At 68.3% G+C, this 26,862-nt stretch carries 28 protein-coding genes and 1 riboswitch; of the genes, 16 read left to right on the forward strand and 12 right to left on the reverse strand.

The window, feature by feature from the left end:
- The first annotated feature begins 22 nt into the window (after nt 1-22).
- From rpsP to ABL308_04735, 8 genes are all read left to right on the forward strand, one after another.
- The gene (gene rpsP, locus ABL308_04700; GenBank protein ID XBQ17179.1) at nt 23-481 is read left to right on the forward strand and encodes a 30S ribosomal protein S16; all 459 of its coding nucleotides are present in this window, start codon (nt 23-25) and stop codon (nt 479-481) included.
- Between the two features lie 106 nt (nt 482-587).
- Entirely contained in the window at nt 588-1,130 is a 543-nt protein-coding gene (gene rimM, locus ABL308_04705; protein ID XBQ17180.1) for a ribosome maturation factor RimM, read from the forward strand.
- 116 nt (nt 1,131-1,246) lie between these two features.
- Complete coding sequence (gene efp / locus ABL308_04710) at nt 1,247-1,813, forward strand: elongation factor P (protein XBQ17181.1); 567 nt, start codon at nt 1,247-1,249, stop codon at nt 1,811-1,813.
- Between the two features lie 25 nt (nt 1,814-1,838).
- Nucleotides 1,839-2,612: an inositol monophosphatase family protein gene (locus ABL308_04715; GenBank protein XBQ17182.1), complete on the forward strand. Its 774-nt coding sequence runs from the start codon at nt 1,839-1,841 to the stop codon at nt 2,610-2,612.
- Between the two features lie 152 nt (nt 2,613-2,764).
- The gene (locus ABL308_04720) at nt 2,765-4,189 is read left to right on the forward strand and encodes a trehalose-6-phosphate synthase (protein ID XBQ17183.1); all 1,425 of its coding nucleotides are present in this window, start codon (nt 2,765-2,767) and stop codon (nt 4,187-4,189) included.
- Nucleotides 4,190-4,197: 8 nt separating this feature from the next.
- Nucleotides 4,198-4,965, forward strand: coding sequence for a trehalose-phosphatase (gene otsB / locus ABL308_04725; protein ID XBQ17184.1), 768 nt, complete (start codon nt 4,198-4,200; stop codon nt 4,963-4,965).
- Nucleotides 4,966-5,041: 76 nt separating this feature from the next.
- A complete protein-coding gene (locus ABL308_04730) occupies nt 5,042-6,109 on the forward strand; it encodes a hypothetical protein (protein XBQ17185.1) in 1,068 nt (355 codons plus the stop codon).
- A 2-nt stretch (nt 6,110-6,111) separates the two neighbouring features.
- Complete coding sequence (locus tag ABL308_04735; GenBank protein XBQ17186.1) at nt 6,112-7,128, forward strand: peptidoglycan -binding protein; 1,017 nt, start codon at nt 6,112-6,114, stop codon at nt 7,126-7,128.
- A 75-nt stretch (nt 7,129-7,203) separates the two neighbouring features.
- Here ABL308_04735 and ABL308_04740 read toward each other — a convergent pair whose 3' ends face one another.
- From ABL308_04740 to hemE, 10 genes are all read right to left on the reverse strand, one after another.
- Nucleotides 7,204-9,114 carry a sodium:solute symporter family protein gene (locus tag ABL308_04740; protein ID XBQ17712.1) on the reverse strand — a complete coding sequence of 637 codons (1,911 nt, stop codon included), beginning with the start codon at nt 9,112-9,114 and terminating at the stop codon, nt 7,204-7,206.
- A 34-nt stretch (nt 9,115-9,148) separates the two neighbouring features.
- Nucleotides 9,149-9,466 carry a DUF4212 domain-containing protein gene (locus ABL308_04745; GenBank protein XBQ17187.1) on the reverse strand — a complete coding sequence of 106 codons (318 nt, stop codon included), beginning with the start codon at nt 9,464-9,466 and terminating at the stop codon, nt 9,149-9,151.
- A gap of 120 nt (nt 9,467-9,586) precedes the next feature.
- Nucleotides 9,587-10,348 (reverse strand): ABC transporter ATP-binding protein, encoded by a 762-nt coding sequence (locus tag ABL308_04750; protein ID XBQ17188.1) that lies wholly within the window; start codon nt 10,346-10,348, stop codon nt 9,587-9,589.
- Nucleotides 10,345-11,331: an iron ABC transporter permease gene (locus tag ABL308_04755; protein ID XBQ17189.1), complete on the reverse strand. Its 987-nt coding sequence runs from the start codon at nt 11,329-11,331 to the stop codon at nt 10,345-10,347. The genes ABL308_04750 and ABL308_04755 overlap by 4 nt, the downstream gene beginning before the upstream one ends.
- Nucleotides 11,328-12,191, reverse strand: a complete 864-nt coding sequence (locus ABL308_04760) for an ABC transporter substrate-binding protein (GenBank protein XBQ17190.1) — start codon at nt 12,189-12,191, stop codon at nt 11,328-11,330. The genes ABL308_04755 and ABL308_04760 overlap by 4 nt, the downstream gene beginning before the upstream one ends.
- On the reverse strand, nt 12,188-14,086 hold the full coding sequence (locus ABL308_04765) for a TonB-dependent receptor (protein ID XBQ17191.1): 1,899 nt from the start codon (nt 14,084-14,086) through the stop codon (nt 12,188-12,190). Before ABL308_04765 ends, ABL308_04760 begins: the two co-directional genes overlap by 4 nt.
- 148 nt (nt 14,087-14,234) lie before the next feature.
- Nucleotides 14,235-14,434: riboswitch (cobalamin riboswitch) on the reverse strand.
- A 98-nt stretch (nt 14,435-14,532) separates the two neighbouring features.
- Nucleotides 14,533-15,861: a transcription termination factor Rho gene (rho, locus tag ABL308_04770; GenBank protein XBQ17713.1), complete on the reverse strand. Its 1,329-nt coding sequence runs from the start codon at nt 15,859-15,861 to the stop codon at nt 14,533-14,535.
- A 274-nt stretch (nt 15,862-16,135) separates the two neighbouring features.
- Nucleotides 16,136-16,591: a protoporphyrinogen oxidase HemJ gene (gene hemJ, locus ABL308_04775; protein XBQ17192.1), complete on the reverse strand. Its 456-nt coding sequence runs from the start codon at nt 16,589-16,591 to the stop codon at nt 16,136-16,138.
- Nucleotides 16,588-17,658 (reverse strand): ferrochelatase, encoded by a 1,071-nt coding sequence (gene hemH, locus ABL308_04780; GenBank protein ID XBQ17193.1) that lies wholly within the window; start codon nt 17,656-17,658, stop codon nt 16,588-16,590. The genes hemJ and hemH overlap by 4 nt, the downstream gene beginning before the upstream one ends.
- Before the next feature lie 9 nt (nt 17,659-17,667).
- Nucleotides 17,668-18,702 (reverse strand): uroporphyrinogen decarboxylase, encoded by a 1,035-nt coding sequence (hemE, locus tag ABL308_04785; GenBank protein XBQ17194.1) that lies wholly within the window; start codon nt 18,700-18,702, stop codon nt 17,668-17,670.
- Nucleotides 18,703-19,195: 493 nt separating this feature from the next.
- On the opposite strand from hemE, the gene ABL308_04790 reads away from it, so the two are divergent.
- From ABL308_04790 to dnaQ, 5 genes are read left to right on the forward strand one after another with little or no spacing between them, the layout of a single operon-like run.
- Complete coding sequence (locus tag ABL308_04790) at nt 19,196-20,032, forward strand: pyruvate, water dikinase regulatory protein (protein XBQ17195.1); 837 nt, start codon at nt 19,196-19,198, stop codon at nt 20,030-20,032.
- Complete coding sequence (locus ABL308_04795; GenBank protein XBQ17196.1) at nt 20,029-20,616, forward strand: Maf family protein; 588 nt, start codon at nt 20,029-20,031, stop codon at nt 20,614-20,616. The genes ABL308_04790 and ABL308_04795 overlap by 4 nt, the downstream gene beginning before the upstream one ends.
- A complete protein-coding gene (aroE, locus tag ABL308_04800) occupies nt 20,613-21,437 on the forward strand; it encodes a shikimate dehydrogenase (protein ID XBQ17197.1) in 825 nt (274 codons plus the stop codon). The genes ABL308_04795 and aroE overlap by 4 nt, the downstream gene beginning before the upstream one ends.
- Nucleotides 21,434-22,027 carry a dephospho-CoA kinase gene (gene coaE, locus ABL308_04805; GenBank protein ID XBQ17198.1) on the forward strand — a complete coding sequence of 198 codons (594 nt, stop codon included), beginning with the start codon at nt 21,434-21,436 and terminating at the stop codon, nt 22,025-22,027. Before aroE ends, coaE begins: the two co-directional genes overlap by 4 nt.
- On the forward strand, nt 22,027-22,734 hold the full coding sequence (gene dnaQ / locus ABL308_04810; GenBank protein ID XBQ17199.1) for a DNA polymerase III subunit epsilon: 708 nt from the start codon (nt 22,027-22,029) through the stop codon (nt 22,732-22,734). The genes coaE and dnaQ overlap by 1 nt, the downstream gene beginning before the upstream one ends.
- 4 nt (nt 22,735-22,738) lie before the next feature.
- On the opposite strand, the gene secB is transcribed toward dnaQ, so the two are convergent.
- Nucleotides 22,739-23,236 carry a protein-export chaperone SecB gene (gene secB / locus ABL308_04815; GenBank protein XBQ17200.1) on the reverse strand — a complete coding sequence of 166 codons (498 nt, stop codon included), beginning with the start codon at nt 23,234-23,236 and terminating at the stop codon, nt 22,739-22,741.
- A gap of 195 nt (nt 23,237-23,431) precedes the next feature.
- On the opposite strand from secB, the gene ABL308_04820 reads away from it, so the two are divergent.
- The 3 genes from ABL308_04820 to ABL308_04830 all read left to right on the forward strand — a co-directional run bounded on the left by ABL308_04820 (nt 23,432) and on the right by ABL308_04830 (nt 25,931).
- Nucleotides 23,432-24,082 carry a Tim44/TimA family putative adaptor protein gene (locus tag ABL308_04820; GenBank protein XBQ17201.1) on the forward strand — a complete coding sequence of 217 codons (651 nt, stop codon included), beginning with the start codon at nt 23,432-23,434 and terminating at the stop codon, nt 24,080-24,082.
- Nucleotides 24,083-24,212: 130 nt separating this feature from the next.
- Nucleotides 24,213-25,310: an MltA domain-containing protein gene (locus ABL308_04825; GenBank protein XBQ17202.1), complete on the forward strand. Its 1,098-nt coding sequence runs from the start codon at nt 24,213-24,215 to the stop codon at nt 25,308-25,310.
- A gap of 42 nt (nt 25,311-25,352) precedes the next feature.
- The gene (locus tag ABL308_04830) at nt 25,353-25,931 is read left to right on the forward strand and encodes a Smr/MutS family protein (GenBank protein ID XBQ17203.1); all 579 of its coding nucleotides are present in this window, start codon (nt 25,353-25,355) and stop codon (nt 25,929-25,931) included.
- Here ABL308_04830 and ABL308_04835 read toward each other — a convergent pair.
- Nucleotides 25,928-26,860: a glycerophosphodiester phosphodiesterase family protein gene (locus ABL308_04835; protein ID XBQ17204.1), complete on the reverse strand. Its 933-nt coding sequence runs from the start codon at nt 26,858-26,860 to the stop codon at nt 25,928-25,930. The genes ABL308_04830 and ABL308_04835 overlap by 4 nt on opposite strands.
- Between the last annotated feature and the right edge of the window lie 2 nt (nt 26,861-26,862).

Raw genomic sequence — 26,862 nt, forward strand, 5'->3', positions numbered from 1 at the left:
TTAACCCTGAAGGACCAAGACCATGGCTGTGAAAATCCGTCTCGCCCGCGGCGGCGCCAAGAAGCGCCCCTATTACCGCATCGTCGTCGCCGACGAGCGCATGCCGCGGGACGGCCGCTTCATCGAGAAGATCGGCCACTACAACCCGATGCTGCCGAAAGACCACGAGAACCGCGTGGCCGTCGACGCCGAGAAGGCCGCCGAGTGGATCAAGAAGGGCGCCCAGCCCACCGACCGCGTCGCGCGCTTCCTGAAGGACGCGGGCGTCTATGAGTGGACCCACGGCAACAACCCCAAGAAGGGCGAGCCGGGCGAGAAGGCCAAGGAACGCGCCGCCGAGCGCGCCGAAAAGGAAGAGGCCCGCAAGGCCGCCGAGGAAGAAGCCAAGAACGCTCCGGCCGAGGAAGAAACCTCTGAAGAGGCCGCTTCCGAAGAAGCTCCGGCTGAAGAGGCGTCCGCCGAGGAAGAAAAGTCCGAATAGGGCGCCGCCCTGTCCCGGACTTGTGAAACGGCCCCGGCGGCGGATCTCCGCGCCGGGGCTTTTCGTATGAAACGACGCGGTTTGACGACGGAGGCTGGGGTCTGAGATGACGAAACCCGATCTTGTGGTGATCGCCGCGATCGCCGGCGCGCACGGCGTTCAGGGCGAGGCGCGGATCAAGCCGTTCGGCGATCCGGAAGCGGTGTGCTCCTACGGGCCGTTCCTGGACGAGGACGGAAACGTGATCTTCACCCCGGTGAAGGCCCGGCCCGGGCCCAACGGTCTGGTGATCGCGCGGTTTAAGGAAAACCCCACCCGCGAACAGCTGCTCAAGCTGAAATCGACCCGGCTTTACGTGCCCCGCTCCGCCCTGCCCGAGACCGACGAGGACGAGTTCTACTACACCGACCTCATCGGGCTCGCGGTCGAGGATCTGCAGGGCGAAACGCTGGGCAAGGTGAAATCCGTGCAGGATTTCGGCGCGGGCGATCTTCTTGAAATATCAGGCCCGGACGGGGTGGTCTTCCTGCCCTTCACCCGCCGGACCGTCCCCCATGTCGACCTCAAGGCCGGCAGGCTCGTCGCCGATCCCCCCGAAGTCGACGCGGAAGAAGGCGGCGAAGGCGCGCCGGGACAGGGCGGCCGATAGCGGCCGGTGCGGCCCGGCCCGCTTGCCGCTGCGGGGCCGCCCTGTTACACGCAACGCGGTTTTTGACAGGCGGCGCGCGCCGCTCGGCGCGACGCGCCTTACGGGATGATCCAGCGATGAAGATCAACGGCAACGAAATCAAGCCGGGCAACGTCATTAAGCACCAGGACACGCTCTGGGTCGCGGTGAAGGCCGAGCACGTCAAGCCGGGCAAGGGCGGCGCCTTCGCCCAGGTGGAGTTGAAGAACCTGCTCGACGGCCGCAAGCTCAACGAACGCTTCCGCTCCGCGGACAAGGTCGAGCGCGTCCGGCTCGAGCAGCGCGACTATCAGTATCTCTACCCCGAAGGCGAGATGCTGGTGTTCATGAACACCGAGACCTACGACCAGATCATGCTGCAGACCGAGTTCGTCGGCGAGGACCGCGCGGCCTTCCTGACCGACGGCATGATGGTCACCGTGGAGTTCTACGAGGACAAGCCGATCGGGTTCGAACTGCCCACCCATGTCGAGCTCGAAGTGATCGAGACCGAGCCGGTGGTGAAAGGCCAGACCGCGGCGAACTCGTTCAAGCCGGCCATCCTGACCGGAAACATCCGCTCCGCCGTGCCGCCCTTCGTGGGCGTGGGCGAGCGCATCGTCGTCGCCACCGAAGACGGCTCCTACGTGCGCCGGGCGGACTAGGACCTTGGCGCAAGTCTCAGCCCTCATGCAGGTGATGACCGGCGCGGCCCGCAAGGCCGGCCGCCGGCTCGCGCGCGACTTCAACGAGATCGAGCACCTGCAGGTCTCCAAGAAAGGCCCGGCCGACTTCGTCACCGCCGCCGATCTCAAGGCCGAGCAGATCGTCTTCGAGGAGCTGTCGAAGGCCCGTCCCGGCTACGGCTTCCTGATGGAGGAGCGCGGCGCGGTCGAGGGCACCGACAAGTCCCACCGCTGGATCGTCGACCCGCTCGACGGCACGCTGAACTTCATGCACGCCCAGCCCCATTTCGCCGTGTCCATCGGGCTCGAGCGCGAAGGCGAGCTGGTCGCCGGCGTGGTCTACAACCCCGCCACCGACGAGCTTTTCCACGCCGAGAAGGGCCGGGGCTGTTACGTCAACGACCGCCGCCTGCGCGTCTCGGAACGCCGCAGCTTCCAGGAGGCCGTGATCGGCACCGGAACGCCGTTCTTCGGCAAGTCCGGCCATGCGCGCTTCCTCAAGGAGCTTCACCAGATCATGCCGATGTGCGCGGGCATCCGCCGCTACGGCTCGGCCGCGCTCGATCTGGCCTGGGTGGCCGCAGGCCGGCTGGACGGGTTCTGGGAGCGCGATCTGAAGCCCTGGGACATCGCCGCGGGCATCGTCCTGGTGCGCGAGGCGGGCGGCTTCGCCGGCTCGATCGAGAGCACCGGCGACGTCATGGAGACCGGCCATATCGCCGCCGGCAACGAAGCGATCCTCGCCGAGCTGAGACAGCGCCTGGGCAAGGCGGCGTAAGCGCCGCTTCGCCCCGTTACCCGATTCAGCCCGGTCACGGCCCGGTTTGCCGTTTTTTGCACTGCACAATATACTTCCATGCAGGAACCAGAAGCGGCTTTAGCCGCTTTTCAGCACGGGAGCGGCGGGCGCAAGCGAACCGGTTGAATAATATGCATTCTTCACAGCGACTCGTGATCGTCTCCAACCGGGCTCCGGCGGACGGTCTGGGGGCCGGCGGGCTGGCTGCGGCGCTCTCTGACGCGCTGACCGGCCGCGAAGCGCTGTGGATGGGGTGGAGCGGCGAAACCTCCCCCGACGCCGAAGCCAAACCCAGCGAGACGCGCAGCTTCGGCGACCTCACCGTCAGCCTGATGGACCTCACCGAGGACGAGCGCGACCGGTATTACCTGGGATATTCCAACCGCACGCTCTGGCCGGCCCTGCACTACCGGCTCGATCTCAGCGATTTCGATCCCGACGACCTCAAGGTCTATCGCAGCGTCAACGCGCGTTTCGCCGACCGTCTGGCCGAGGCGGTCAAACCCGGCGATCTCATCTGGGTGCACGATTACCACCTGATCCCGCTGGCCGCCGAGCTCAGAAAACGCGGCCTCAGGAACCCGATCGGCTTTTTCCTGCACATCCCGTTTCCACCGGGAGAGATCTTCGGCGCCATCCCCGGCGCGGACGATCTGGTCGCCGGGCTCTGCGCCTATGACGTGATCGGCTTTCAGAGCGATCAGGACCGGGCGAATTTCGAGCGCCTGACCCTGGCGCGCGGCGGCGCGCACACCCCTGACGGCCGGATCGCGATGAACGGCCGGCTGTGCCGGGCGCGGGCCTATCCGATCGGCATCGACGCGCAGGCCTTCCGCGCTCTGGCCGAACAGAGCGACGCCCCCGGCGCGCTGGCCGGCGAGGGCGTGAAGGCGATGATCGGCGTGGACCGGATGGACTATTCCAAGGGTCTGCCCGAGCGCATGGAGGGGCTGGACGCGTTCTTCGAAGCCCGGCCCGAAGCGCGCGGACAGGTCTCGCTGGTTCAGATCACCCCGACCAGCCGCGCCGACCTGCCCGCCTACGCCGATCTGCGCCGCGCGCTCGACGAGGCGGTGGGCCATGTCAACGGCAAGTATGGCGAGGTGGACTGGACGCCGGTGCACTACATCGCCCGCGGCGTGCCGCGCGAAGAACTCGCCGCGCTCTACCGGCAGGCCGCGATCGGCCTGGTCACGCCCCTGCGCGACGGCATGAATCTCGTCGCCAAGGAGTTCGTCGCCGCCCAGGACCCGGACGATCCGGGCGTTCTGATCCTCAGCGAATTCGCCGGCGCGGCCGAGCAGATGAGCGAAGCCCTGCAGGTCAATCCGCACGATCCGGACTCGATCGCAGACGCGATCGCGACCGCGCTCGACATGGATCTCGACGAGCGCAAGCGCCGTCACGCGGCCCTGTGGAAGACCATAGACGCGCAGGACGCGCGCTGGTGGTGCCGCCGGTTCGAGACCGATCTGAAAGCCTATGACCAGACCCGGGCCGAGCAGCGCGGGCGCCTGGCCGCCGCCCTCACCGGATTTGCAGCGAGCGTACAGTGAGGTCCGCCATGGGAGCGGACGCCCTCTTCCTCGATTTCGACGGCACGCTGGCCGACATCGTCGACGATCCCGACGCCGCCGCACTGCCGCCCGGCTTCGGCGGCGTGCTCGCCTCGATCGCGGACGCCTATGGCGGCGCGGTGGCCGTGGTGTCGGGCCGCGCGGTCGAGAGCCTGGACGCCCGCCTGCCGAAAGGCCTGTGGCGCGTGGGCGGTCACGGCGCGGAGATCGCTGCGCCCGGCAAGCCGCCGCAGTCGTCCAGCCGCATTCCCGACGCGGTCGCCGAGGCCGCACGCTGGCTCGACCAGTCCTATCCGGGCGTGAAGATCGAACCCAAACCCACCGGCGTCGCGGTGCATTTCCGCCACGCCAGGCATGCCGAGAACGCCTGCCGCCAGGCGCTTGAACGCGCGCTCGAGGCCGCGCCGGGCTATGTGCTGCAGGAGGGCAAGTGCGTGATCGAGGCGCGCCCGGCCGGGCTGGACAAGGGCGCGGCGCTTCAGACCCTGATGAAACAGGCGCCCTTCAAGGGAAAGCGGCCGATCGCGATCGGCGACGACGTCACCGACGGCTCGATGATGATGGCGGCGAAGCGCGCCGGCGGTCTGGGGCTTGGGGTGGGCGTCGACCTGCCCGGCGCCCAGCGGCGTTTCGAGCATCCGGTCGAAGTGCGCGCCTGGCTGATCGGCAAGCTGGCGCCGCCCCGCTCGCGCCGGCCGGAGCCTGAATTCCCGCGTTCCGAGGCGCTGATCGCAGGCGCCGCTCTGACGCCCTAATTCGGCCAAGCCTCTTGCCTTTGCTCGTTTCCGGGGCCAAGCCTCGAACCACGCGCGCAAGACCGAAGGGGCCGATATGGACCGACGACGAGACGACGACGCCCGCGAGCGCCAGCCCGCCGGCCCGCGCAGAGCCCGCTTCACCGGGCCGGGCCAGTACGTGCTGTGGATGGCGGTGTTTCTCGCCGCGGTCGTTCTGCTCGCCGCGATCCTGCACCAGCCTCTGATCGACGCTTTCGAGGCGAACCCGGCGATCAACGGCGTCATTCTGGGCGTGCTGCTGATCGGCGTCGCCTACACCTTCGTGCAGGCGCTCGCGATCGGGCCCAGCGCGCGCTGGCTGGTCCGGCTTCACGAAGCCGATCATCCGTCCGAACTGCCCAGCCCGCCCTCGCTGATCGCGCCGATGGCCGCGCTGATCACCGACGCAGCGGACGGACGCTCCCGCCTGTCGGCGGCGAGCGCGCGCGTGGTGCTGGATTCGGTCGCCGCGCGCATGGCCGAAAGCGGCGCCTTCACCCGCTATTTCGGCCGGCTTCTGATCTTCCTGGGCCTTCTGGGCACGTTCTACGGCCTTCTGCTGGTCGTCTCCGACGTCGGCGATGCGGTGCGCGCGGTCAGCGCCACGGCGAGCGGCGCCAGCGAGGACCAGGCCGCCGCCCTGATGAGCGCGATCGAACAGCCGATCTCAGGCATGGGCACCGCGTTCGCAAGCTCGCTCTTCGGCCTCGCGGGCTCGCTGATCATCGGTTTCCTGGAGCTTCAGGCGAGCCGGGCGCAGAACCGGTTCTATAACGAGGTCGAGGAATGGCTGTCCTCGATCTCGCGCCTGTCTGCGGCCGGTCCGGCTGCCGGCGCAGGCGAGGATGTCGGCGGCGGCGCCTATGTCGGCGCGCTGCTCGAACAGAGCGCCGAAGCGCTCGACAAGCTCAGCCATAATCTCGAACGCCACACCCGGCAGCTTGAAACCATCATGAGCCGTTTCGCCGACGAGGCCGCCGAGAGCCAGCGCGAAAGCGCGCGCATGCTGCGCGACGAGATCAAGGTTCTGGTGCGCGCGCTGGAAGCCCAGGCCCGGCTCAATCGCGAGCGCGGCGGCTCGGACAATTCCGGCCCGCCCCCGCCGCCGGGACGCGAGCGCTAGACATGGCCCTGCCGCGCCATCTCGCCTTCTCCCAGACCGAGTCCGGTGATTACTGGCCGGGCTTCGTGGACGCGCTCGCCACGCTTTTGCTGGTGATCGTGTTCCTGCTCGCGGTGTTCACCGCCGGCCAGTTCGCGCTGAGCCAGGCGCTGGGCGATCGCGACGCGGAACTCTCCCGGCTGAACGCCCAGCTCGCAAGCCTGGCCGAGGAACTCGATCTGGCCGAAAGCGAGAACCGGGCCCTGTCTCTACGCGTCGACAACCTCGAAGCCGACAACGCCCAGCTCAGCACGGCGAACGACGCGCTGGCCGCCCAGGTCGCCGGGCTTCAGGAAGGCCTCGCCGCCGCCCGCGAGCAGCTCGAGGACGAAGAGGCGCTCAACGAGGAAGCCCAGGCCACGATCGCCCTTTTGAACAACCAGATGGCCGCGCTGAGGCAGGAACTCGCGCGCCTGAACGAGGCGCTGAACGCCTCAGAAGCGCGCGAAGCCGAGCTCGAGGCCGAAGTGGTCAATCTCGGCCGCCGCCTCAATCAGGCGCTGGCGAGCGAGGTGGCGCGGCTGGCGCGGTATCGCTCGGAGTTCTTCGGCCGGCTTCTGGAGATCCTCGGCAACCGCTCGGGCGTGCGCGTGGTCGGCGACCGGTTCGTGTTCGAAACCGACGTGCTCTTCGCCTCGGGCTCGGCGACGCTGAGCCCTGAAGGCCGCGCCTCGCTGGATCCGATCGCCGACGCCATCGTCCAGCTCACCGATGAGATTCCCTCCGATCTCGACTGGGTGCTGCGCGTGGACGGACATACAGACCCGATCCCGCCGGGCCCGAGCATTCCGTTCGCGAGCAATTGGGAACTCTCAACCGCGCGCTCCCTGTCGGTGATCGAATATCTGATCGACCAGGGCGTCCCGCCGCGGCGCCTTCTGGCCGCGGGCTTCGGTGACAACTATCCGATCGCCGAGGGGCGCACTGCCGAAGCGAACGCCCGCAACCGCCGCATCGAGCTGAAGCTCACCGATCGGTAGCCGGCGTTTCGCATAAGACCAAAAAAAAGCGGCGGCCGTTTCCGGCCGCCGCGTCAGGTGAGGAAGGCGGTGCGCCTATTCGGCCGGCGCGTGGCTCACATGGGCGTGGCCTGAGGGGATGCGGATCTCCTCGACCATGTCCTGCACCTCCTGGGGCGGGGCCTTGGTGGCCAGCGCCGTGACGACCGCCACGGTGAAGGCGACCGCCATGCCGATCGCGCCGAAGCCTTCGGGGCTGACCCCGAGGAACCACTGGTCGGCGGTTCCGGCCGCGAAGCTCGGCAGCAGGCCGAACACCCCCAGAAGGAAGGCGAGCACGCCCGCACCGGCGACCGCCAGCATGGGCCGTGTGTCGCTCTCGCTTCTGAGGCCGAAGTGCAGGATCGTCATCACCGCGGCGATCAGCAGCGCACAGGCCGCCAGCACGCCGGAGGAGAAGCCGATCTTGAAGTGCACGATATAGGCGGCCGTGACCGTGAGACCCACGCTCATGCCCGCGATCGCGCCTTCCTTGTTCATGCGCTTCCAGAAGATCCCGAGGAAGATCACCGGGAAGAAGCTGGCCGCGCCGAGCCCGAAGGCGAAGGCCACCACCGCCGCCACGAAGCCGGGCGGGTGGATGCCGGCGTAGATCGCCACCAGCACCGCGCCGACGGCGGCGAAGCGGGCCACCAGCAGCTCCTGGGTGTCGGACATGTTCTTGAACAAGACCTTCCGGCACAGATCATGACTGACCGCGGAGCTGATCACCATCAAGAGCCCCGCCGCGGTGGACAGCGCGGCGGCGAGACCGCCCGCGACCACCAGGCCGATCACCCAGCCGGGCAGATTGCCGATCTCGGGATTGGCCAGCACGAAGATGTCGCGGTCCAGCGTGGTGACCTCGTTGGCCGCCTCGTCGGCGCGGTACTGGATCCGGCCGTCGCCGTTCTTGTCGGTGAAGCCCAGGAGCCCGGTGCGCTCCCAGTTGTAGAACCATTGCGGCGTTCCGCCTTCACCCTGTTCGGCGGCCCGGGCTTCGCCCCGGCGCACGTCGACGGAGTATTCGCTCTCGTTGACGGTCTCGATGAAGTTCGAGCGCGCGAACACGGCCACGGCGGGCGCGGTGGTGTACAGGATGGCGATGAAGATCAGCGCCCAGCCGGCGGACTTCCGCGCATCCGACGCCTTGGGCACGGTGAAGAAGCGGATGATCACGTGCGGCAGGCCCGCCGTGCCCACCATCAGCGCCAGCGTGATGCAGAACACGTCGATCATCGCCTTCTGGCCCTGCAGATAGGACGTGAACCCCAGATCGGTCAGCGTCCGGTCGAGATTGACCAGCAGGGGCGTGCCGTCGGCGGTGTTGCCGATGAAGCCCAGCTGCGGGATCGGCGTGCCGGTGATCTGCAGGCTCAGGAAGATCGCCGGAACGGTGAAGGCGAAGATCAGCACGCAGTACTGCGCGACCTGGGTGTAGGTCACGCCCTTCATCCCGCCGAGCACGGCGTAGAACAGCACGATGATCGCCCCGATGATCACCCCGAGCTCGATATCGACCCCGAGAAAGTTCGAGAACGCGATGCCCGTGCCGCGCATCTGCCCGGCGATATAGGTGAAGGAGATGAACAGCGCGCAGATCACCGCGACGATGCGGGCGGCCTGGCTGTAATACCGGTCGCCGACGAAGTCGGGCACGGTGAACTTGCCGAATTTCCTCAGATAGGGCGCGAGCAGCAGCGCCAGCAGCACGTAGCCGCCGGTCCAGCCCATCAGGAAGACCGAGCCGTCATAGCCCATGAAGGCGATGAGGCCGGCCATGGACAGAAAGCTCGCCGCGCTCATCCAGTCCGCGGCGGTGGCCATGCCGTTGAAGACCGGATGCACGTCGTGCCCGGCCACGTAGAAATCGTTGGTGGTCGACGCGCGGGCCCAGACGGCGATGCCGATATAAAGCCCGAACGTCGTGATGACGAAAAACGCGGTCCAGAACAGCGTCGTGGACATGCCGAAAATGGTCGGTTCCATGGCTGAGCCCTCCCTAGCCTTCGTCGTCGTCGACGTCGTACTTGCGCTCGATGCGGTGCATCACGGCGGAGTACACGAAGATCAGGATCACGAAGACGTAGATCGCGCCCTGCTGGGCGAACCAGAACCCCAGCGGCGCGCCGCCGATGGACCACTGGTCCAGAAAATCGCGGAACAGGATGCCCGCGCCGAACGAGACCGCGAACCAGATCGACAGAAGGATCGCCATCAAAGCGAGGTTTTCCTTCCAGTATTTCTGGAACTGGGTTTCGGTGATGTCGTGGTCGCCGGCGACCGTCCCCGGCCGTCCGTGCGTGTCTGAGCTCGCCATGGTGCGTCTCCTCCCGATGCGCCGGGTTTTCCCGGACTGGCGGAGACGATGACAGGTTCAAGCCGCCGAGGTGAGCCCGACCTTGGTCGGAGAGGGGGGAGGCGAGGGGCGAGACCGCCCTTACACCCCCTCGAACCCGCCGGCTTCGCGCCGCTTCACGTGAAACACGTCCGCGAGGATGGCGTCTGTCAGCGCTTCGCTCGCCGGGGCGTCGGTGATCAGGCGGCCCTCGTCGAGCACCACGATACGGTCGGCGAAGCGCTCGGCGAGGGCCAGGTCATGGAGCGCGGCGAGCACCGCTGCACCGCTTTCCGCCTCGGCCCTGAGGACCGCCATGGCGTCGAGCTGGTGGCGCGGGTCGAGCGCCGCGCCGGGCTCGTCGGCGAGCAGGAGCGGGGCTTCGGCGGCGAGCGCGCGCGCCAGATGCAGCCTGGCCCGCTCCCCGCCCGACAGCGCCGTGACAGGGCGGTCCTTCAGATGGGCCGCGTCGGCGCGCGACAGGGCGCGATCGACCGCGGTACGGTCTTCTTCGGACAGGCGCGCATAGGCCCGGCCCCCGCCCCAGGCGAACCGGCCCAGGGCTGCGAGATCGGCGCCGGTGATCGACCAGGCGGCGGTCTTGTCCTGCGGCAGCCAGGCCGCGCGCCGGGCGCGTTCCGCCGGGCCGAGGCGGGAGAGCGGCGTTCCGCCGAGCTCGACCTCGCCGGTGGAAGGCATAAGCCCCAGCGCCGCCTTGATGAGGGTGGACTTGCCTGCACCATTCGGGCCGACCAGCGCTGTGAACCGGCCGGGGACCAGAAGCAGGTCGACGCCGGACAGGATCTGTCGGCCCTCCAGCCTCACGCCGGCGCCGCGCAGGGCGAGGGCTGGGCGTTCGCTCATCGTCCGATCCTCGCGCTGGTCGCGGCGATCCAGACGAAGGCCGGCGCGCCGATAAGCGCGGCCGCGACCCCCAGGCGCAGCTCCTGATCGAGCGGGGCGAGCCTGAGCGCGGTGTCGGCGGCGGCGAGGATCAGCCCGCCCAGAAGCGCACTGGGCAGCACCAGCCGCGCCGGGTCATGGCTGACGAACGGGCGCAGCAGGTGCGGCGCGACGATGCCGACAAAGCCGATCACGCCCGCCACCGCCACCGAAGCGCCGGTCAGCAACGCCGCGCCGGACGCCGCGAGAAGACGCAGCCGTTTCACGTCGAGCCCGATAGACGCTGCGGCCTCTTCGCCCAGCGTCAGAGCCCTCAGCCCCGGCGCGGCCAGCGCGCAGAGCCCGGCGCCGGCGATCCAGAAAGGCGCGGCGAAAGCGAGGTCGGGGAAGGAGCGGTTGGCGACCGAGCCCAGCATCCAGGTGATCATGTCAGACAGGGCGAACGGGTTGGGCGCGAGATTGATCGCAAGCGCGGCGAGCGCCCCGGCGAAGCTTGAAATCCCCACCCCCACCAGCACGAGCTGGACCGCGCTGACCCGGCCCGCCCCGGCGATCACCAGTAGCGCCGTCGCCAGAAGCGCGAAGACGATGGCGAAGGCGGGCACGGCGATCGCGCTCATCGCAGCGAAGCCGAAATAGATCGCGATCACTGCGCCGAGGGACGCGCTGGCCGACACCCCCAGCACGCCGGGATCGGCGAGCGGGTTTCGAAGAAGGCCCTGCAGCACCGCGCCTGACGCGCCCAGCGCCGCACCGGTGAGGAAGGCGGCGAGCGTGCGCGCGATGCGGATCTCCCACACGATGGCGCGCGCCTCGGCGTCCGCGCCGCCGATGAGCGCGGCGAGCGCCTCGCCTGCGGGCAGAGGCCCGGTGCCCAGCGCCGCAGCCAGGATGAGTACGGCGAGGCTTGCGAGCGCGAGCGCGATGTTGAGTGGCGCGCTCATCGCCCGCCGCCTTCCTGTTTGCGCGCCGGCGGACGGCCGGCCGTGCGGGCGTAGATGGCGTTCGCGCCGCGCCGGGCTTCCAGAGCGGCGTCGGCGAGGAACCAGGCGCCGCAGGTGGTCTTCGCGCCGTCTATGGTGACCGACGGCGTTTCGCCGATGAGGCGCCGGAAGACCGGATGGCGGGACACCGACCAGCTGTCGCGCGCGGCGGCGTCCTCATCGAAAAAGGCGGCGATCACGAGATCGGGTTCCTGTGCGGCCAGCCGTTCGAGCGGGAGGGTTCGCCAGCCCGCAGCGCCGCCCGCAGCGCCGGCGTTGTCGAAATTCGCCGCCTCGAGCAGTTCAGCCACGAGCGTGCCCGATCCGGTGGTCGCGCCCGACGGGGTGAGGTAGAGCGCGCTCAGGCGCGGTCCGTTCGCCGCTTCGGCCAGCTTGGTGTCCATCTCCGCGATCAGCGCTTCGCCGCGTTCGGGATGTCCCAGCGCTGCGGCGGTCCTGCGGATGCTGGCGCGAACCCCGTCGAAATCGCCCGCCCAGCCCAGATCGAAGACTTCGACCCCGAACCGGTCATAGAGCGCCCGGGCGCGCGCATCCCCGCCATAGCTGCGGATCACGAGGTCCGGACCAAGGGCGAGCACGTCCTCGGCCGCGTCGCGCACCTGTTGGTGGCCCTCGGCTTGATCGCGCAGGACAGAATGGACGTCGTCGGCCTGCACCGAGACGCCGAGGATCTGCTCGGGATCGGCGAGAGCGAGGACGAACTGATCGGCGCAGTAATCCAGCGACACCACACGGGGGTGGTCCCCGGCGGCCGCAGCCGCCGGGGTGAGCGTCAGAAGAAGGGCGAGCGCCGCCCTCACGGCGCCCAGCGCACGCCCACCGTCACCGCGCGCGGCGGCGCGGCGAAGGCGGCGGGTTCTTCGTAGGTTTCGTCGAACAGATTCTTCGCCGAGACGAACAAGGTCGCCTCGCGCCACAGATCGAGCGTACCGGTCAGATCGACGGTCTCGTAGCTCGGGACGGTCCCGCTGCTGCTGACGAAAAAGCCCGCATCGTCATAGGTGACGTCTTGCCGCGCGCCGACATGGCGGTAGCGCAGCGACACGGTGGCGATGTCGATCAGCCGCCAGATCGCGCGTGCAGACCAGCTGGTCTCGGGCCGCCTGAGCAGCCGCGCGCCGGTGTCGGCGTTCGCCGCATCGGTATGGGTATAGTCTGCGGAGAGGGTGAGCGCCTCGACCGGCGCCCACTCCGCCCAGGCTTCCCAGCCGGACAGGTCGGCGCGGCCGATATTGCGGTTCGTGCCGGTGAAAGTGGTGAAATCGAAGACGTTCTCGATGAGGTTCTCCACCTCGCCGTCATACCACACTGCACCGAAGCTGAGGCTTTCCAGCGCCGTGTCGAAGCCGATCTCGACGCTTTCGCCTTCCTCGGGGCGCAGATCGGGGTTCGCAACGACGAAGAGTGAGCTGGCGAAGCGTTCAGACAGGCTCGGCGCCTTGAAGCTCGTCCCCCAGCTCGCGCGCAGGCGGGTGTTGAGGGCGGGAAGCGCGTAGACGGCGCCGAGATTGCCCGTCGTTTCAGTCCCGAACGCCTCGTAATCGTCCAGCCGCACCGAACCGGTCAGCGACAGCGCTTCGGTCACGGCGTACTGGCCGGCGAGGAACACCGATGCGGCGTCCTCGCTGACCGACAGGGCGTTGTTGAACGCGGTGTCGGTGTCGATCGAGTCCGTCCAGGCCTCCGCGCCGAAGCTGACGAGAAGATCGGGCCGGGCGCGCCATTCGCCGGTCGCCTTTGCAAAATCACGCTCGCCGTCATAACGGTCTGTGACCGAAGCGCCGTCGAGGCTTTCAAGATCGGTGCTCACCCGGCCGATGCGCAGCCGGCCGCTCAGCGTCTCGCTCGCCTTCACGGTCAGGCCCAGAGCGGCGAGTGTGAGCGTGTCTTCGGTCCTGAGATCGGGATCGTCGGCGCGCTGCGCGCCGCTGGTCCCGCCCGAGAACGTGTCGAATTCGGCTTCGCTCGACCGGATGCGGTAAAGCACGTCGAGAACCACCCGGCTCGTCAGATCGACCGAACCGTTCGCGATGAGACCCGCCATTTCAGCCCCGTCAGGATCGCCGGTGGTCGTGGACATGCGCGCCGGCGTCACGTCGTACCCGTCGCTGTCGAGCGCTTCGATGCTGATCACGCCGCGCGCACGCTCCCCCGCCCAGCCTGCGCCGGCGAGGCCGCGCAGGGTTGAAAATTCACCAAACGAGGCCGCGGCGAAGGGCTCGAACCCGGCTTCGGGCGCTGTGCGGGGCAGGATGTTGACCACGCCGCCGACGGCGTCAGACCCGTAAAGCGAAGACAGAGGCCCGCGCACGATCTCGATCCGGCCGGCGTCGCCCAGAAGATCGGAGCCGAAATTGAACGCGCCCGAGGCCGAACTCGGGTCGTTGATCCTTATGCCGTCATAAAGCGCGAGCGTGTGGTCTGAATTGCCGCCGCGCACGAACACGCTGGTCAGCGAGCCCGCCGGGCCGGACTGAACGGCCTGAACGCCCGGCGCGGTGTCCAGCGCGTCGGCCAGGGTGGCCAGGCCTTCAAGCGCGATGTCCTGGCGGTCGATCGTGTCGATCGAGATCGGCAGGGCGTCTTTTTGCGTCTCGGCCCTCAGCCCCGTCACGACGATGGCGTCTTCGGGCGCGGGTTGTCGGGCGTCGGTGTCGCCGGCGAGCAGCGCGGCGGCGATGAGGATGGCGGTCATGTGTCTTCCCGTCGGTGGCGCACGCGGCCGCAGCGCACGCCGTGATGCGACAGGGCGCTCCGCCATAACGGCGGCGCGGTCCGCGCCCGTCTGGCGTCGCTGCTGACGGAAAAGACTTCCCGCGTCCGGCCGGCGTAATCCCGCGCCGCGAACGAGCGACCGCGACGGCAGGTCTCCTGGCTCGCAGATCGCCGCTTCGCGCCGCCTTCCCGGATCGTCTGACCCAGTGGCTTACCGGCGCCAAGCTCCCTGCTCACAGTAGCGGGCACTGCTCCGGGCTCGGGATCGCTCCCTCACCGGATTCCCTCTTCGCTCCCTTGCGGGAGAACCGTCGCGTCCGGCAGGGATAATCCCGCACGGGTTTTGGGTCAATCAGACCCGAAACGAAAACGGCCGGCCCCGAGAGGGAGCCGGCCGTTTGAGAGAAAGCCTGGAGGGAGACCCGATCAGGTGTTCATCGAGTCGAAGAAGTCCGAATTGGTCTTCGTTTCCTTGAGCTTGCCCAGCAGGAACTCGATCGCGTCCTGGGTGCCCATTGGGTTGAGGATGCGGCGCAGCACGTAGGTCTTCTGAAGATCGACGCGCGGGACCAGCAGCTCCTCTTTCCGGGTGCCGGACTTGAGGATGTCGATGGCCGGGAAGACGCGCTTGTCAGCGACTTTCCGGTCAAGGACGATCTCGGAATTGCCCGTGCCCTTGAACTCTTCGAAGATCACCTCGTCCATGCGCGAGCCGGTGTCGATCAGCGCGGTGGCGATGATGGTCAGCGAGCCGCCCTCCTCGATGTTCCGCGCCGCGCCGAAGAAGCGCTTGGGCCGCTGCAGGGCGTTGGCGTCCACACCGCCGGTCAGCACCTTGCCGGAGCTGGGGACCACCGTGTTGTAGGCGCGGCCCAGTCGCGTGATCGAATCGAGCAGGATCACGACGTCGCGCTTGTGCTCGACCAGGCGCTTGGCCTTCTCGATCACCATTTCGGCGACCTGGACGTGGCGGGTGGCCGGTTCGTCGAAGGTCGAGGCGACGACCTCGCCCTTCACCGTGCGCTGCATGTCGGTGACTTCCTCGGGGCGCTCGTCGATGAGCAGCACCATGAGGTAGCTGTCGGGATGGTTGGTCTCGATCGCGTGCGCGATGTTCTGCATCAGCACGGTCTTGCCGGTGCGCGGCGGCGCGACGATCAGCGCGCGCTGGCCCTTGCCCAGCGGGGCGACGATGTCGATCACCCGGCCCGACCGGTCCTTCTTGGTCGGATCTGGCAGCTCCATGTGGAAGCGGTCGTCGGGATAGAGCGGCGTGAGATTGTCGAAATGGACCTTGTGGCGCGCCTGCTCGGGGTTCTCGAAATTGATCGCGCTGACCTTGAGGAGCGCGAAATAGCGCTCGGCGTCGCGCGGGGCGCGGATTTCGCCCTCGACCGTGTCGCCTGTGCGCAGGCCGAATTTCCGGATCTGGCTGGGCGAGACGTAGATGTCGTCGGGACCGGGCAGGTAGTTGGATTCCGGCGCGCGCAGGAAGCCGAACCCGTCCTGCAGCACTTCCAGCGTCCCGCCGCCGTAGATCTCCGCGCCCTCGTCGGCGAGCGCCTTGAGGATGGCGAACATCATGCCCTGCTTGCGCAAGCTGGCCGCGTTCTCGATGTCGAGCTCCTCGGCCAGCTGAACCAGCTCGGCCGGGCTCTTTTCCTTCAGCTCCTGCAGCGACATGCGCTGATCGGCGCGCGCGCCGGAGCGCGGTTCGTCGCCGGACGGGTCCTGATCGTAAGTGTCGTCGTTCATGTCGGTCTCGAGCATCGGTGTTCGCTGGAAAGACAGGCGCGGATCGCGCCGCAAGAAACGCGCCGGAAATGGCGCGCGCGAGCGGTCGGGGTCCGGACGCCTGGACCGCGCGATCAAACAGGGGTGCGCGGCGGGCTATGGTTTCGATTGAGCGTCCCGGCGCGCGAAGGGGCGCGGCTGGAACTAAAAGGAGGGATTCCTCGAAAGGGGAATTGCCTGAAGTGTTGACACGTTCAGGCCCGGCGGTCAAGCCGCAGCGCCTTAAGGCGGGCGATTAAAACGGTTTAACGATCGCCAGGACCACGATCACGATCGCCGCGATGGCGGGGATTTCGTTCATGATCCGCCAGAATTTCTCGCTCCGGGGCCGCTCGCCGCGGGCGAATTTCTTCGCGCTCGCGGCATAGAAGCCGTGCACGCCCGACAGCGCCAGCACCAGAAGAAGCTTCAGGTGAAACCAGCCCGAGGTCCACAGCGAGGCGTTCGAGATCAGCATGACGATCGCCAAGAGCCAGACCGCGATCAGCGCCGGGTTGAGGATGATCTTGAGAAGGTTGCCTTCCTGGGTCAGCAGCGCCTTTTCAAGCTCGCCGTCGGCTTCGGCCTGGTGGTGATAGACGAACAGGCGCGGCAGGTAGAGCATGCCAGCCATCCAGAAGATCACCGCGGCCACGTGAAGGGCCTTGATGGTCAGGTAGGCGTAGCCGCCGGGAAGCACGAAATCGATCATGCCGCTTTGTCGCGCGGCTCGGCGGCGTCGGCAAGCCCCGCCTCGCGGCACGGGCAACGGCCGAATTCCGCCGGGCAGACCGGCGTGCCGGCGGGCGGCTTGAGACCCGTCGGGCCTTCGAGCGCGCCGCGCACGAGCGTCTTCAGCGCCTCGACATAGGCCGGCCGGGCGCCCAGCGCCGGCACGCGGGCGTAGGTCTCGCAGCCCTGCTCCTCGGCGAGTTCGAGATACTCCTCGTCGAGCTCGACCAGGGTTTCGATATGTTCCGAGACGAAGGCGATAGGCGAGAGCACGATCGCCTTGCCGTCCTCGCACGCCCGCTCGATCGCCTCTTCGGTGGACGGGCCGATCCATTTCAGCGGACCGACGCGGGACTGGTAGCAGACCTCGTGGTTTTTCAGGTGCTCGGGCAGGCGGGCGACCACCGCCTCGACCGTGCGCTCGACCTGCCATTGATAGCTGTCGCCGCGCTTGACCGTGATCTCGGGCAGGCCGTGAGCGGAGAACAGCACCCGGGCGTTATCGGGCCGGCCGGCCTCTTCCCAGGTCTCCTCGATCAGCTCGGCGTGGGCGCGGATGAAATCGGGCTCGGTGGGATAGCAGCACACCGTGCGCGCCTCAGGCCCGCCCGCGTCGCGCCAGGCTTTCAGAGAGCTCGCCGTGGTCGTGGTGGAAAACTGCGGGTAGAGCGGCAGCAGGACGATCTCGTCAGGCTTCCAGGCTTTCACCTCCCTGACCGCCTCGGAGACGAAAGGATGCCAGTAACGCATGGCGAGAAAGCAGCGATGCTCGTCGTCCGGGCTCGCCGCATCGAGCGCCTCGGTCAGCGCAGCGGCCTGTTTTTCCGTTTCGGGAACCAGAGGCGAGCCGCCGCCCATCTTCTCGTAATTCGCCGTGGCTTCCTTGGTGCGCGTGGTCGAAATCAGCCAGGCGAGAAATTCGCGCACCGGGCCGGGCGCGGCGATGATGGCGGGATCGCGGAAGAGATTCCTGAGGAAGGGACGCACGCTCTCGGGCCGGTCGGGACCGCCCAGATTGAACAATACGACCGCGACACGCCGTCCCATACCCTGCTCCTAGCTCGAACCCGACCGCACGCGCGCGATCAGTTGCGCGACGTTTTCCGGCGGCGTGGAAAGATGGATTCCGTGTCCGAGGTTGAAGACATAGGGCCGCCCGCTCCAGACGGAAAGCAGGCGGTCGATTTCATTGTCCAGCGCGGCGCCGCCCGCGAGCAGCAGGGCGGGATCGAGCTGGCCCTGAACCGGCATGCCGGCAGGCAGGTTCGCCGCCGCCCATTCGCTGTCCATGCCGTGATCGATCGCGATCGCGTCCACCCCGGCCTCGCGGGCGTAGCGGACGGCCTGCGGGCCTGCGCCCTTGGGAAAACCGATGACGGGAACCTCGATGCCGTCAGCGCGCAGCCGCTCGACGATGCGCCGGGTCGGCCGGATCACCACCCGGTCGAACAGCGGGTCGGGAAGCCCGTCCGCCCAGGAATCGAACAGCTTCAGCGCGTCCGCACCCGCGCGGACCTGATCGGCGAGATAGACCGCGCTCGCGTCCGCGATCACGTCCAGAAGCGCGTCGAAGCGCTCGGGCTCGGACCAGGCGAAGGCGCGCGGGCCCAGCCGGTCTTTCGAGCCGCCGCCCTCGATCATGTAGGTCGCGACCGTCCAGGGCGATCCCGCAAACCCGATCAGCGAGCAGGTGTCGGGAATGCCGGCGCGGACCTTCGCGATGGTTTCGCTGACCGGCGCGAGGACGTTCCGGGCCCGGTCGGTGTCCAGCCGGTCCTGGATCTCCTTGGTGAGCGGTTCGAGCTTGGGCCCTTCGCCCTTTTCAAACCACACCTTCTGACCGAGGCCGTAGGGGATAAGCAGAATGTCGGCGAACACGATCGAGGCGTCGAACCCGTAGCGCCGGATCGGCTGCAGGGTGACTTCGGCGGCCGCTTTGGGATTGAGGCAGAACGCGATGAAGTCGGGCTGCTGGGCGCGAACCTCGCGATATTCGGGCAGGTACCGGCCCGCCTGGCGCATCAGCCAGATCGGGGGCGGGGAGACGGTCTCGCCCGCCAGGGCTCTCAAAAAGGGTCTGTCTGAACGCATGCCCGCCTCGCCTTTCGATCTTACGGCCGCCCGGCGAAGCACGATCATCCCCGCCAGACCCCTCGCCTCTTACCTTTCTTTTCTCTGAAAGGAAAAGAGAAGGAGGAAGAAGGGGGCCGGGCAGCGTGGAAAACCTGGCCGATCCACACCGGCGCCGGATTCCCACACCCTGTGAAAACCGGTTTTCCGCCTGATCCGGGAGGCTGTCGAAATCCGCATCGTTAACCCGCCGGTAACCATGATTAAGCATGTCTTAACGGGGCGGGCGGGCGCCGGGCGCGCCGTGGAAAACGCCGGGAAAGGCGCCGGGCCGTCCTCGCACCGTTCACAGGCTGGATTTTTCACAAGGCCGATCGGGCCGGTCGGGGGAGGACCGGGCGCCGTCCGGGCGCCGTTCGCGGCATCGCCCGAGATATCCCCGGCTGCGGGCCGGGCCGTGGACAAACAGCCGGTTTGTGCACAGGTTGGGGCGGACGAATCTCAGGACGCTTTCATGGCAGACGACACGCCCCAGGCCGCGGTTCATTTCCACGTGCACATGATCTCGGACTCCACCGGCGAAACGCTGATGGAGGTCATGCACGCCTCGGTCGCCCAGTTCGAGAACGTGGCGCCGATCGAGCATCTGTTCGCGCTTGTCCGCTCGCCGCGCCAGCTCGAACGCGCGCTCGCCCATATCGAGGCCTATCCGGGCATCGTGATGTACACGCTGGTCAATTCCGACCTGCGCCGCCAGCTCGAGGATTGCTGCGCCAGGCTGAACATGCCCGCCATCGCCGTGCTCGACCCGATCCAGGCCACGCTGAGCGCCTATCTGGGCGCGTCCATGCGCGGCAAGGCGGGCGCCCAGCGGGTTCTGGACGCCGATTACTATCGGCGCATCGAGGCGATGAACTATTCCATGGCCCATGACGACGGGGCCGGGGACGACTACGCCAGCGCCGACGTGATCCTTCTGGGGATTTCGCGCACCTCGAAAACCCCGACCAGCGTCTATCTCGGCCATCGCGGTATCCGCACCGCGAACATTCCGATCGTGCCCGGCGCGCCTTTGCCTGAAGAGATCTTCAAGCTGAAAAAGCCGCTGATCGTCGGGCTGACCGCGACGCCCGAGCGTATCGTGCAGATCCGCAGAAACCGGCTTCTCAATCTCAACGAGGACCGGACGACCGATTACGTGGAGGAGGACCGGGTGCGCGAGGAGATCGTCTATGCCAAGCGGCTGTTCGGTCGGCAGGGCTGGCCGACCATCGACGTGACCCGCCGCTCGATCGAGGAAACCGCGGCGAAGGTGATCAATCTGCTCAACGAACACAGGGGGCAGGCGTGACCGATACGATCGTTCTGGCCTCGGGCTCGGCCTCGCGCCGCGCCTTGCTTGAAAACGCCGGCGTGCCGTTCGAGGTCGATCCCGCAGACGTCGACGAGGACGCGGTCAAGGCGCAGTTCGGCGGCGCGCCAGGCGAGCTCGCTATGCATCTGGCCGAGGAAAAGGCCCTGGCGGTCTCCCGCCGGCGCTCGGGCCTGGTGATCGGCGCTGATCAGGTGCTCGAATTCGACGGCCGGGCCTACGACAAGGCGAAGGACGCCGCCGAGGCACGCAGCCGTCTGGACATGCTCAGCGGAAAAACCCACTGGCTGAAGGGCGGGATCGCCTTTGCGCGCGACGGCGAGATCGTCTGGCGGCATCCCTCGGCCTGCAAGATGGTGATGCGGGAGATCTCGCCCGCGTTTCTGGACCGCTACATGAACGTGGCGGGCGATATCCTCACAAAGGGCGTGGGCGCGTACGCCTTCGAGGGGCTCGGGGTGCAGCTTTTCGAGCGTGTGGAGGGCAGCTTCTTCGCCGTGCTGGGCCTCGATCTGCTGCCCACGCTCGCCGAGCTGCGCCGCCAGGGGGCGCTCGCCGCGTGACCGGCAGACCAACATTCGCCGCGGTCGCAGGCTGGCCGGCCGCCCATTCGCTGAGCCCGGCCATGATGACCGCCTGGCTGGAAGACGCCGGGATCGAGGGCCGGTACGGCGTTCTGGAAATCCCGCCCGAACGTTTCGCCGACACTGTCAGGCTCGCCGCGGAAATCGGCATGGCGGGGCTGAACGTCACCGTGCCTCACAAGATCGCCGCGCTCAGCCTCGCCGACGAAGTGACCGACGCGGCGCGCGCCGTGGGCGCGGCGAATCTGCTGACCTTCGAAACCGGCGGGCGGATCAGGGCGGACAACACAGACATCGCCGGGATAGAAGCGGCCCTGGCCGAAGACCCGGGCGGGCCGGCGGTCGTGGTCGGCGCGGGCGGGGCGGCGCGGGCGGCGCTGTATCACCTCTCGCGTCAGTCCCGCGAGGTGCGGATCGTGAACCGGACCGTCGACAAGGCCCAGGCTCTGGCCGCTGAATTCGGTCTCGATGCGCGCGTGATGATGAAGGCCGGGTCCTCCATGATGGAAGGCGCAGGTCTGGTGATCAATGCGACGACGCTGGGCATGGCCGGGCAGCCCGATCTGTCCCCGGATCTGTCCCCCTGTGCGCCGGAGGCTCTGGTCTTCGACATGGTCTACGCCCCGCTTGAAACCCCGCTGCTTGCGAGCGCCCGCCGCGCAGGGCTCAGGACCGCGGACGGCCTCACCATGCTGATCGGCCAGGCGGTTCCCTCCTTCGAGGCGTTCTTCGGCGTAAGGCCGCCCGGGACCGGCCGGGTCAGGGCGCTGCTCGAAGCCCGGCTTGAGGCGCGCTCATGATCGTGGTGGGGCTCACAGGCTCGATCGGCATGGGCAAGTCGACCACGGCGCAGCTCTTCGCCGAGGAAGGCGCGGCCGTGTTCGACGCCGACGCCGCGGTGGCCGAGCTCTACGGGCCGGGCGGGGCCGCACTAGCGCCGATAGAGGCGATCTTCCCCGGCTGCACCGGGCCTGACGGCGTGGACCGCGCGAAGCTCAGCGCGGCGCTTCAGGCCGATCCGTCGGGGTTTCAGCGCCTTGAAGCGGTCGTCCATCCGCTGGTCGGTCAGGCGCGGAAGGCCTTTTTCGCCGAGGCTGAAAAAGCCGGCGTGGAGATCGTGATCCTCGACGTGCCCTTGCTGTTCGAGACCGGTCAGGCGGACGCGGTGGACGCGGTCGTCGTGGTCAGCGCTGACGAAGCTGTGCAAAAGGCCCGCGTCCTGCAGCGGCCGGGGATGAGCGAAGACAAGCTCGCCGCCATACTGGCCCGCCAGACGCCCGATTCGGAAAAGCGCGCGCGCGCCGATTTCGTGATCACGACCGATGGCGGGATCGAAGACGCCCGCGCTCAGGTCCGGGCCGTGCTCACAGCGCTGAAGGACGCCCGGTGATGAGCGGACGCAAGATCATCTTCGACACCGAGACCACCGGCTTCGAGGCTCGCGGCGGGGACCGGGTGACCGAGATCGGCTGCGTCGAGGTGATCGATTTCATCCCGACCGGCAAGGAGTTGAGGATCCTCGTCAATCCCGAGCGCGACATCCCCGCCGAAGTCACCGAGGTGACCGGGCACACCTGGGAGATGCTCAAGGACGAGCCCAAATTCGCCGAGATCGCCGATCGCTTCCTGGAGTTCGTGGGCGAAGCCGATCTGGTCGCTCATAACGCCGGGTTCGACATGGGCTTCATCAATATGGAGCTCGAACGCTGCGGCCGCCCGGTCATCGCCGAGAGCCGCTTCATCGACACTGCGGCGATGGCGCGCAAGAAATTCCCCGGCGCGCCGGCCAGCCTCGACGCGCTCTGCAAGCGCTTTGATATTTCGCTGGAAAGCCGGACCAAGCACGGCGCGCTGATCGACGCCTATCTGCTGGCCGAAGTCTATCTCGAGCTCAATGGCGGCCGCGAGCAGCGCTTCGGCTTCATCGCCCAGCCCGGTTCGAGGCAGACCGTGGTCTATCCCCCGAGAAAGCCGCGCCCGTCCCCGCTCGCCGAGCGGGTGACCGAAAAGGAACGGGCCGCCCACGCCGCCTTCATCGGCGAAATGAGCGACCCGGTCTGGGAAACCGCGGGCCTTCTGAAACCCGCCGCAAAATAAGCGCTTAGGCGTTGCCCGCAGGCTGACCGCCCTCGCTCGCGGCCTGCTGGCGCGCCAGCTGCTGGCGATAAAGCGCAGCAAAATCAACCGGTTCGAGCATCAAGGGCGGGAAGCCCCCGTCCCGCGTCGCATCCGCCAGGATCCGGCGGGCGAACGGGAAGATGATCCGCGGGCATTCGATCAGCAGGAACGCTTCACGGGCGCGATCATCGACGTTCTGGATCTGGAACAGACCGCCATAGGTCAGCTCTGCGATGAAGACCGGCTTGTCTTCACGGCTCGCCTTGGCCGCCATCAGCAGCTCGACCTCGTAGGTGTCCTCGCCCAGGCTGCGCGCGCGCACGTCGACGCTGAGATCGATCGCCGGCTGGCCGCCGCCGCGCAGGGACTCCGGCGCGTTCGGGTTTTCGAAGGACAGATCCTTCACATACTGGCCCATCACGCGGATGGACGGCATCTGGGGCTGTTCGCCGCCCTGCGGCGGAACGGGCGCGTCGGTCATGGTTTTCAAGTCTCTCGGCTGAACGCGTGGCGCGATAGGCCGCGCTGGAAAAGCGGCGGCCGGGCTCGTTTTACGAGGGGCGCGCGTAGCACTTCCCCGCCCGCCCGGCAAGCGCAGGGCGGGTGACGGGGCGGACGTCAGCGCCTATATCAGAGGTTCGAAAACCGCCGACGCCAGTCAGGACGCGCCGACGCCATGGATATTCTGCAGATCCTCTTCTTTTCCGGTCTCGCCGTGTTTCTCGCGGTCAGGCTCTACATGGCGCTGGGCAAGCCGACCGGCCGCACCCATGAAGATCACATGCGCGAACAGCGCGAGCGCGCCGCGGCCAATGCGCCGGCCGGCCCTGTCGCTGCGCCGGTCGCCGAGCCCGCCCCCGCGCCGAGCTATGCCGGCCCGGCCGGCGAAGGGCTGGGGCAGATCGCGCGCGCGGATCGCAATTTCGATCCCGACACCTTCGTCAAAGGCGCCAGGGCTGCCTATGAGATGATCGTCACCGCCTACGCCAAAGGCGATCGGGACGCGCTGCGCCGGCTTCTGAGCGAGCGCGTCATGGGCGCCTACGATCAGACGATCTCCGAGCGCGAAGCGGCGGGCCAGACCATGGTCACCGAGGTCGAGCGCATCAAGCGGGCCGAGATCGTTGAAGCTTCTCTTAACGATAACCGGGCCAGGGTGCGGGTGGCCTTCAGCGCGGAGCTCGCCAGCGAAGTGCGTGATCCCGAGGGCCGGGCGGTGCAGGGCGACCTGAACACGCTCAGGACCGTCGACGAGATCTGGAGCTTCGAGCGTGACGTCTCTTCCGAAGACCCCAACTGGAAGCTCGCCGGGGTCAAGCCGGCCTAGCCTCGCCGCCCTTCTCGCGCTGCTGCTCGCCGCTTGCGCGGGCGGGCCTGACGCGCCGCCTCCCGCCGCTCCGCCGCCGTCCCGGCCGGCCGCAGAGCCGCGCATCGAAACGCCCCGTGCGCCAGAGCCGGTGCTTCCGCGCCGCGCCGCGCCCCTGTCCTTCAGCGAGGTCGCAGGCTGGCGCGCCGCCGATCCCCGTCCTGCGCTCGCCGCTTTTTCCGAAAGCTGCGCGCGGATCGAGGCCCTGCCCGATCACGAACCGATGAACCCGCGCGCGCCCTATGCGGGAACGGCCGGCGACTGGCGCGGCGCCTGCCTTCAGGCGGCGATGATCAACGCCGGCGCGCCGACCGCCGAACAGGCCCGCGCCTTCTTCGAACGCAATTTCGCACCCGTGAGACTGGCTGAAACCGGGCGGCTGACCGGGTATTACGAGCCTTACGTCGAGGTGCGCTCGCGGCCTGACGCCGAGTTCTCCATGGCGATCCGGGCCCGGCCGGGCGATCTTCTGACCGGCGATCTGGGGCAGTTCATCGCGGGGCTCGAGGGCGAGCGCATCGTCGGCCGCGCCGAGGATCAGCAGTTCCGCCCCTATCTGACCCGGGCGGAGATCGAACGCGAAAATCTCGGCGTGCCTCTGGCCTGGGGCCGGCCAATCGACGTGTTCTTCCTGCAGATCCAGGGCTCGGGCCGGCTGATCTTCGAGGACGGCGGGCAGGCGCGCGCCCGGTTCGCCGCCCATAACGGCCAGCCCTATGTCTCGATCGGCCGGATCCTCATCGATCGCGGCGAGCTGAGCCCGCACGACGCCTCCAAGCAGGACATCCAGGCCTGGCTGAGGGCGCGCGGGCCTCTGGCCTGGCGGCCCCTTTTCGACGAGAACCCGCGCTATGTCTTCTTCTCGCTCGACACCGACATCGACCCTGGCGAGGGCCCGATCGGATCGCAGGGCGCGCCACTCACCCCGATGGCGTCGCTCGCGGTCGATCCGGCCCATCACGCCTGGGGCGTGCCGGTCTGGCTGGAAGCCGCGATCGACGGCGCGCCGTCGTGGAAGGGCCTCGTCGTCACCCAGGACGCCGGCGGCGCCATCACCGGCCCTGCGCGCGGCGATCTGTTCTTCGGCTGGGGCCCCGAGGCGGGCGACCGGGCCGGCCGGCAGAACGACCCGAGCGCGCAGTGGACCCTGCTTCTGCCGACCGAGCTGGCGCACCGCGCGGCGCGCTGAGGCCGCCATGGGCGGTTCACTCTCCCTCTCTGGAGCGTCCGCATGAGCCGCCGGCCGCCCTCGCGCGCCCTGTCGGCGGAGGAGCGCGCGCTCTGGCGCAAGATCGCCCGCGGCGTGACCCCGCTCGATCCGAACCGGCTCAGGGCGCTGGACGATCCCGCGCCGCCGAAGACCGACCCTGCCGCCCGGCCCGTACCGGCGCCTGGGCCTCTCAAGGCCGGCGCAGCCCGGCGCGATCCCGAGCCGGTGCGCGCGCCCGCCGATCAGTCGCATGACAGGAAGCTGCGCCGCGGCCGCATCGAGATCGAAGCGCGGATCGATCTTCACGGCCTGACCGGCGCGCGCGCCCGCCGGGACCTGCTCGCCTTTCTGCACCGCGCGCGTGCGAACGGGCTGAGGCGGGTGCTGGTCATCACCGGCAAGGGCGCCGGCGCCCGGGCGCTGGACCGGCGCAAGTTCGAGCCCTGGGATTCCGACGCGCCGCCTCTGCCCGGCGTCATCCGGCGCAGCTTCGCCAAATGGATGACCGAGCCCGACTTCGCCGAAGTCGCCTCAGGCTACGCCGAAGCCCACCGCCGCCACGGCGGCGCGGGCGCGTTCTACGTGATGATCCGCAGCTAGCCCCGCGCCGCCGGGCAGGCTTCGAGCACGGATCGGGCCGTCGCCGCAGCGTCGAGCGCGGCGCTTGCGGCGGGCACGTCGTCGACGCTGATCACTTCAGCACCATTTTCTGCCATCAGCCTGTAATCGGCTTCGCCCTGACGCTCGGCGCGGAAATCGCCGTAGCTCGTTTCGATCCCGCGTGCGGCGAGGGCGGCGTCGAGCTCGGGATTTCCCGTGCCCAGGCCCAGCCAGGCGGTGAGCAGCTCGGCCTCGACGCCGGCCGCGAGCAGGGCGTCGAGATCGTCGACGCTGCGCATCCCGGCCGAGATCATCGCGCCGGTGTCGTAGCGATCAAACGCGATCGCGTCTTCGGACGAATAGGTGATCACCACAGCGCGGTCGGCGGCGCCCGCTTCTGTGAGGGTCGCGGCGACCGCGTCAAAGCCGATGTCTTTCAGGTCGATCTGCGCCACACCGCGCCCGTCGAGGAAGGCGAGGGTTTCCGCCAGCGTCGGGACCCGTTCGCCGGTGGGCGCCCCGTTCAGATCGACGAGCTCGAACTGCAGAAGCTCCGCATACGTGATTTCCTCGATCTCGCCGGTTCCCGTGGTCGTCCGGTCGATCGTGTCGTCGTGCATGAGGACCAGAACGCCATCTGCGGTGCGGGCGACGTCGATCTCCAGAAACACCGCGCCGTCAGCCAGGCTCGCCTCGATCGCGGCGAGCGAGTTTTCTGCAGCGCCCGCCCGGTCTCCGGCCCGATGCGCCTGAAGCAAGGTGACTCCCTGCTCGCGGGCGCAGTCGAGATAGGCGGAAAGATCGACGCCGGCGAACCAGGCGTCCGTGCTCGCCGGCATGCTCGCGTCCGGCGCCGAGGGCGCAGGCGCGGTGTCGCAGGCGGCGAGGACGGCGAGCGAGGCGGAGAGGGCGAGGGCGGTCCGGATCATGG

Origin of the sequence: Oceanicaulis sp., from assembly GCA_040112665.1 — a bacterium.
In the GTDB taxonomy this organism is placed as follows: Bacteria; Pseudomonadota; Alphaproteobacteria; order Caulobacterales; family Maricaulaceae; genus Oceanicaulis.

Coding starts and splice junctions, on each gene's coding strand:
- rpsP (XBQ17179.1), top strand. CDS start 23: ATGGCTGTGAAAATCCGTCTCGCCCGCGGCGGCGCCAAGAAGCGCCCC.
- rimM (XBQ17180.1), top strand. CDS start 588: ATGACGAAACCCGATCTTGTGGTGATCGCCGCGATCGCCGGCGCGCAC.
- efp (XBQ17181.1), top strand. CDS start 1,247: ATGAAGATCAACGGCAACGAAATCAAGCCGGGCAACGTCATTAAGCAC.
- ABL308_04715 (XBQ17182.1), top strand. CDS start 1,839: ATGCAGGTGATGACCGGCGCGGCCCGCAAGGCCGGCCGCCGGCTCGCG.
- ABL308_04720 (XBQ17183.1), top strand. CDS start 2,765: ATGCATTCTTCACAGCGACTCGTGATCGTCTCCAACCGGGCTCCGGCG.
- otsB (XBQ17184.1), top strand. CDS start 4,198: ATGGGAGCGGACGCCCTCTTCCTCGATTTCGACGGCACGCTGGCCGAC.
- ABL308_04730 (XBQ17185.1), top strand. CDS start 5,042: ATGGACCGACGACGAGACGACGACGCCCGCGAGCGCCAGCCCGCCGGC.
- ABL308_04735 (XBQ17186.1), top strand. CDS start 6,112: ATGGCCCTGCCGCGCCATCTCGCCTTCTCCCAGACCGAGTCCGGTGAT.
- ABL308_04740 (XBQ17712.1), bottom strand. CDS start 9,114: ATGTCCACGACGCTGTTCTGGACCGCGTTTTTCGTCATCACGACGTTC.
- ABL308_04745 (XBQ17187.1), bottom strand. CDS start 9,466: ATGGCGAGCTCAGACACGCACGGACGGCCGGGGACGGTCGCCGGCGAC.
- ABL308_04750 (XBQ17188.1), bottom strand. CDS start 10,348: ATGAGCGAACGCCCAGCCCTCGCCCTGCGCGGCGCCGGCGTGAGGCTG.
- ABL308_04755 (XBQ17189.1), bottom strand. CDS start 11,331: ATGAGCGCGCCACTCAACATCGCGCTCGCGCTCGCAAGCCTCGCCGTA.
- ABL308_04765 (XBQ17191.1), bottom strand. CDS start 14,086: ATGACCGCCATCCTCATCGCCGCCGCGCTGCTCGCCGGCGACACCGAC.
- rho (XBQ17713.1), bottom strand. CDS start 15,861: ATGAACGACGACACTTACGATCAGGACCCGTCCGGCGACGAACCGCGC.
- hemJ (XBQ17192.1), bottom strand. CDS start 16,591: ATGATCGATTTCGTGCTTCCCGGCGGCTACGCCTACCTGACCATCAAG.
- hemH (XBQ17193.1), bottom strand. CDS start 17,658: ATGGGACGGCGTGTCGCGGTCGTATTGTTCAATCTGGGCGGTCCCGAC.
- hemE (XBQ17194.1), bottom strand. CDS start 18,702: ATGCGTTCAGACAGACCCTTTTTGAGAGCCCTGGCGGGCGAGACCGTC.
- ABL308_04790 (XBQ17195.1), top strand. CDS start 19,196: ATGGCAGACGACACGCCCCAGGCCGCGGTTCATTTCCACGTGCACATG.
- coaE (XBQ17198.1), top strand. CDS start 21,434: ATGATCGTGGTGGGGCTCACAGGCTCGATCGGCATGGGCAAGTCGACC.
- dnaQ (XBQ17199.1), top strand. CDS start 22,027: ATGAGCGGACGCAAGATCATCTTCGACACCGAGACCACCGGCTTCGAG.
- secB (XBQ17200.1), bottom strand. CDS start 23,236: ATGACCGACGCGCCCGTTCCGCCGCAGGGCGGCGAACAGCCCCAGATG.
- ABL308_04820 (XBQ17201.1), top strand. CDS start 23,432: ATGGATATTCTGCAGATCCTCTTCTTTTCCGGTCTCGCCGTGTTTCTC.
- ABL308_04830 (XBQ17203.1), top strand. CDS start 25,353: ATGAGCCGCCGGCCGCCCTCGCGCGCCCTGTCGGCGGAGGAGCGCGCG.
- ABL308_04835 (XBQ17204.1), bottom strand. CDS start 26,860: ATGATCCGGACCGCCCTCGCCCTCTCCGCCTCGCTCGCCGTCCTCGCC.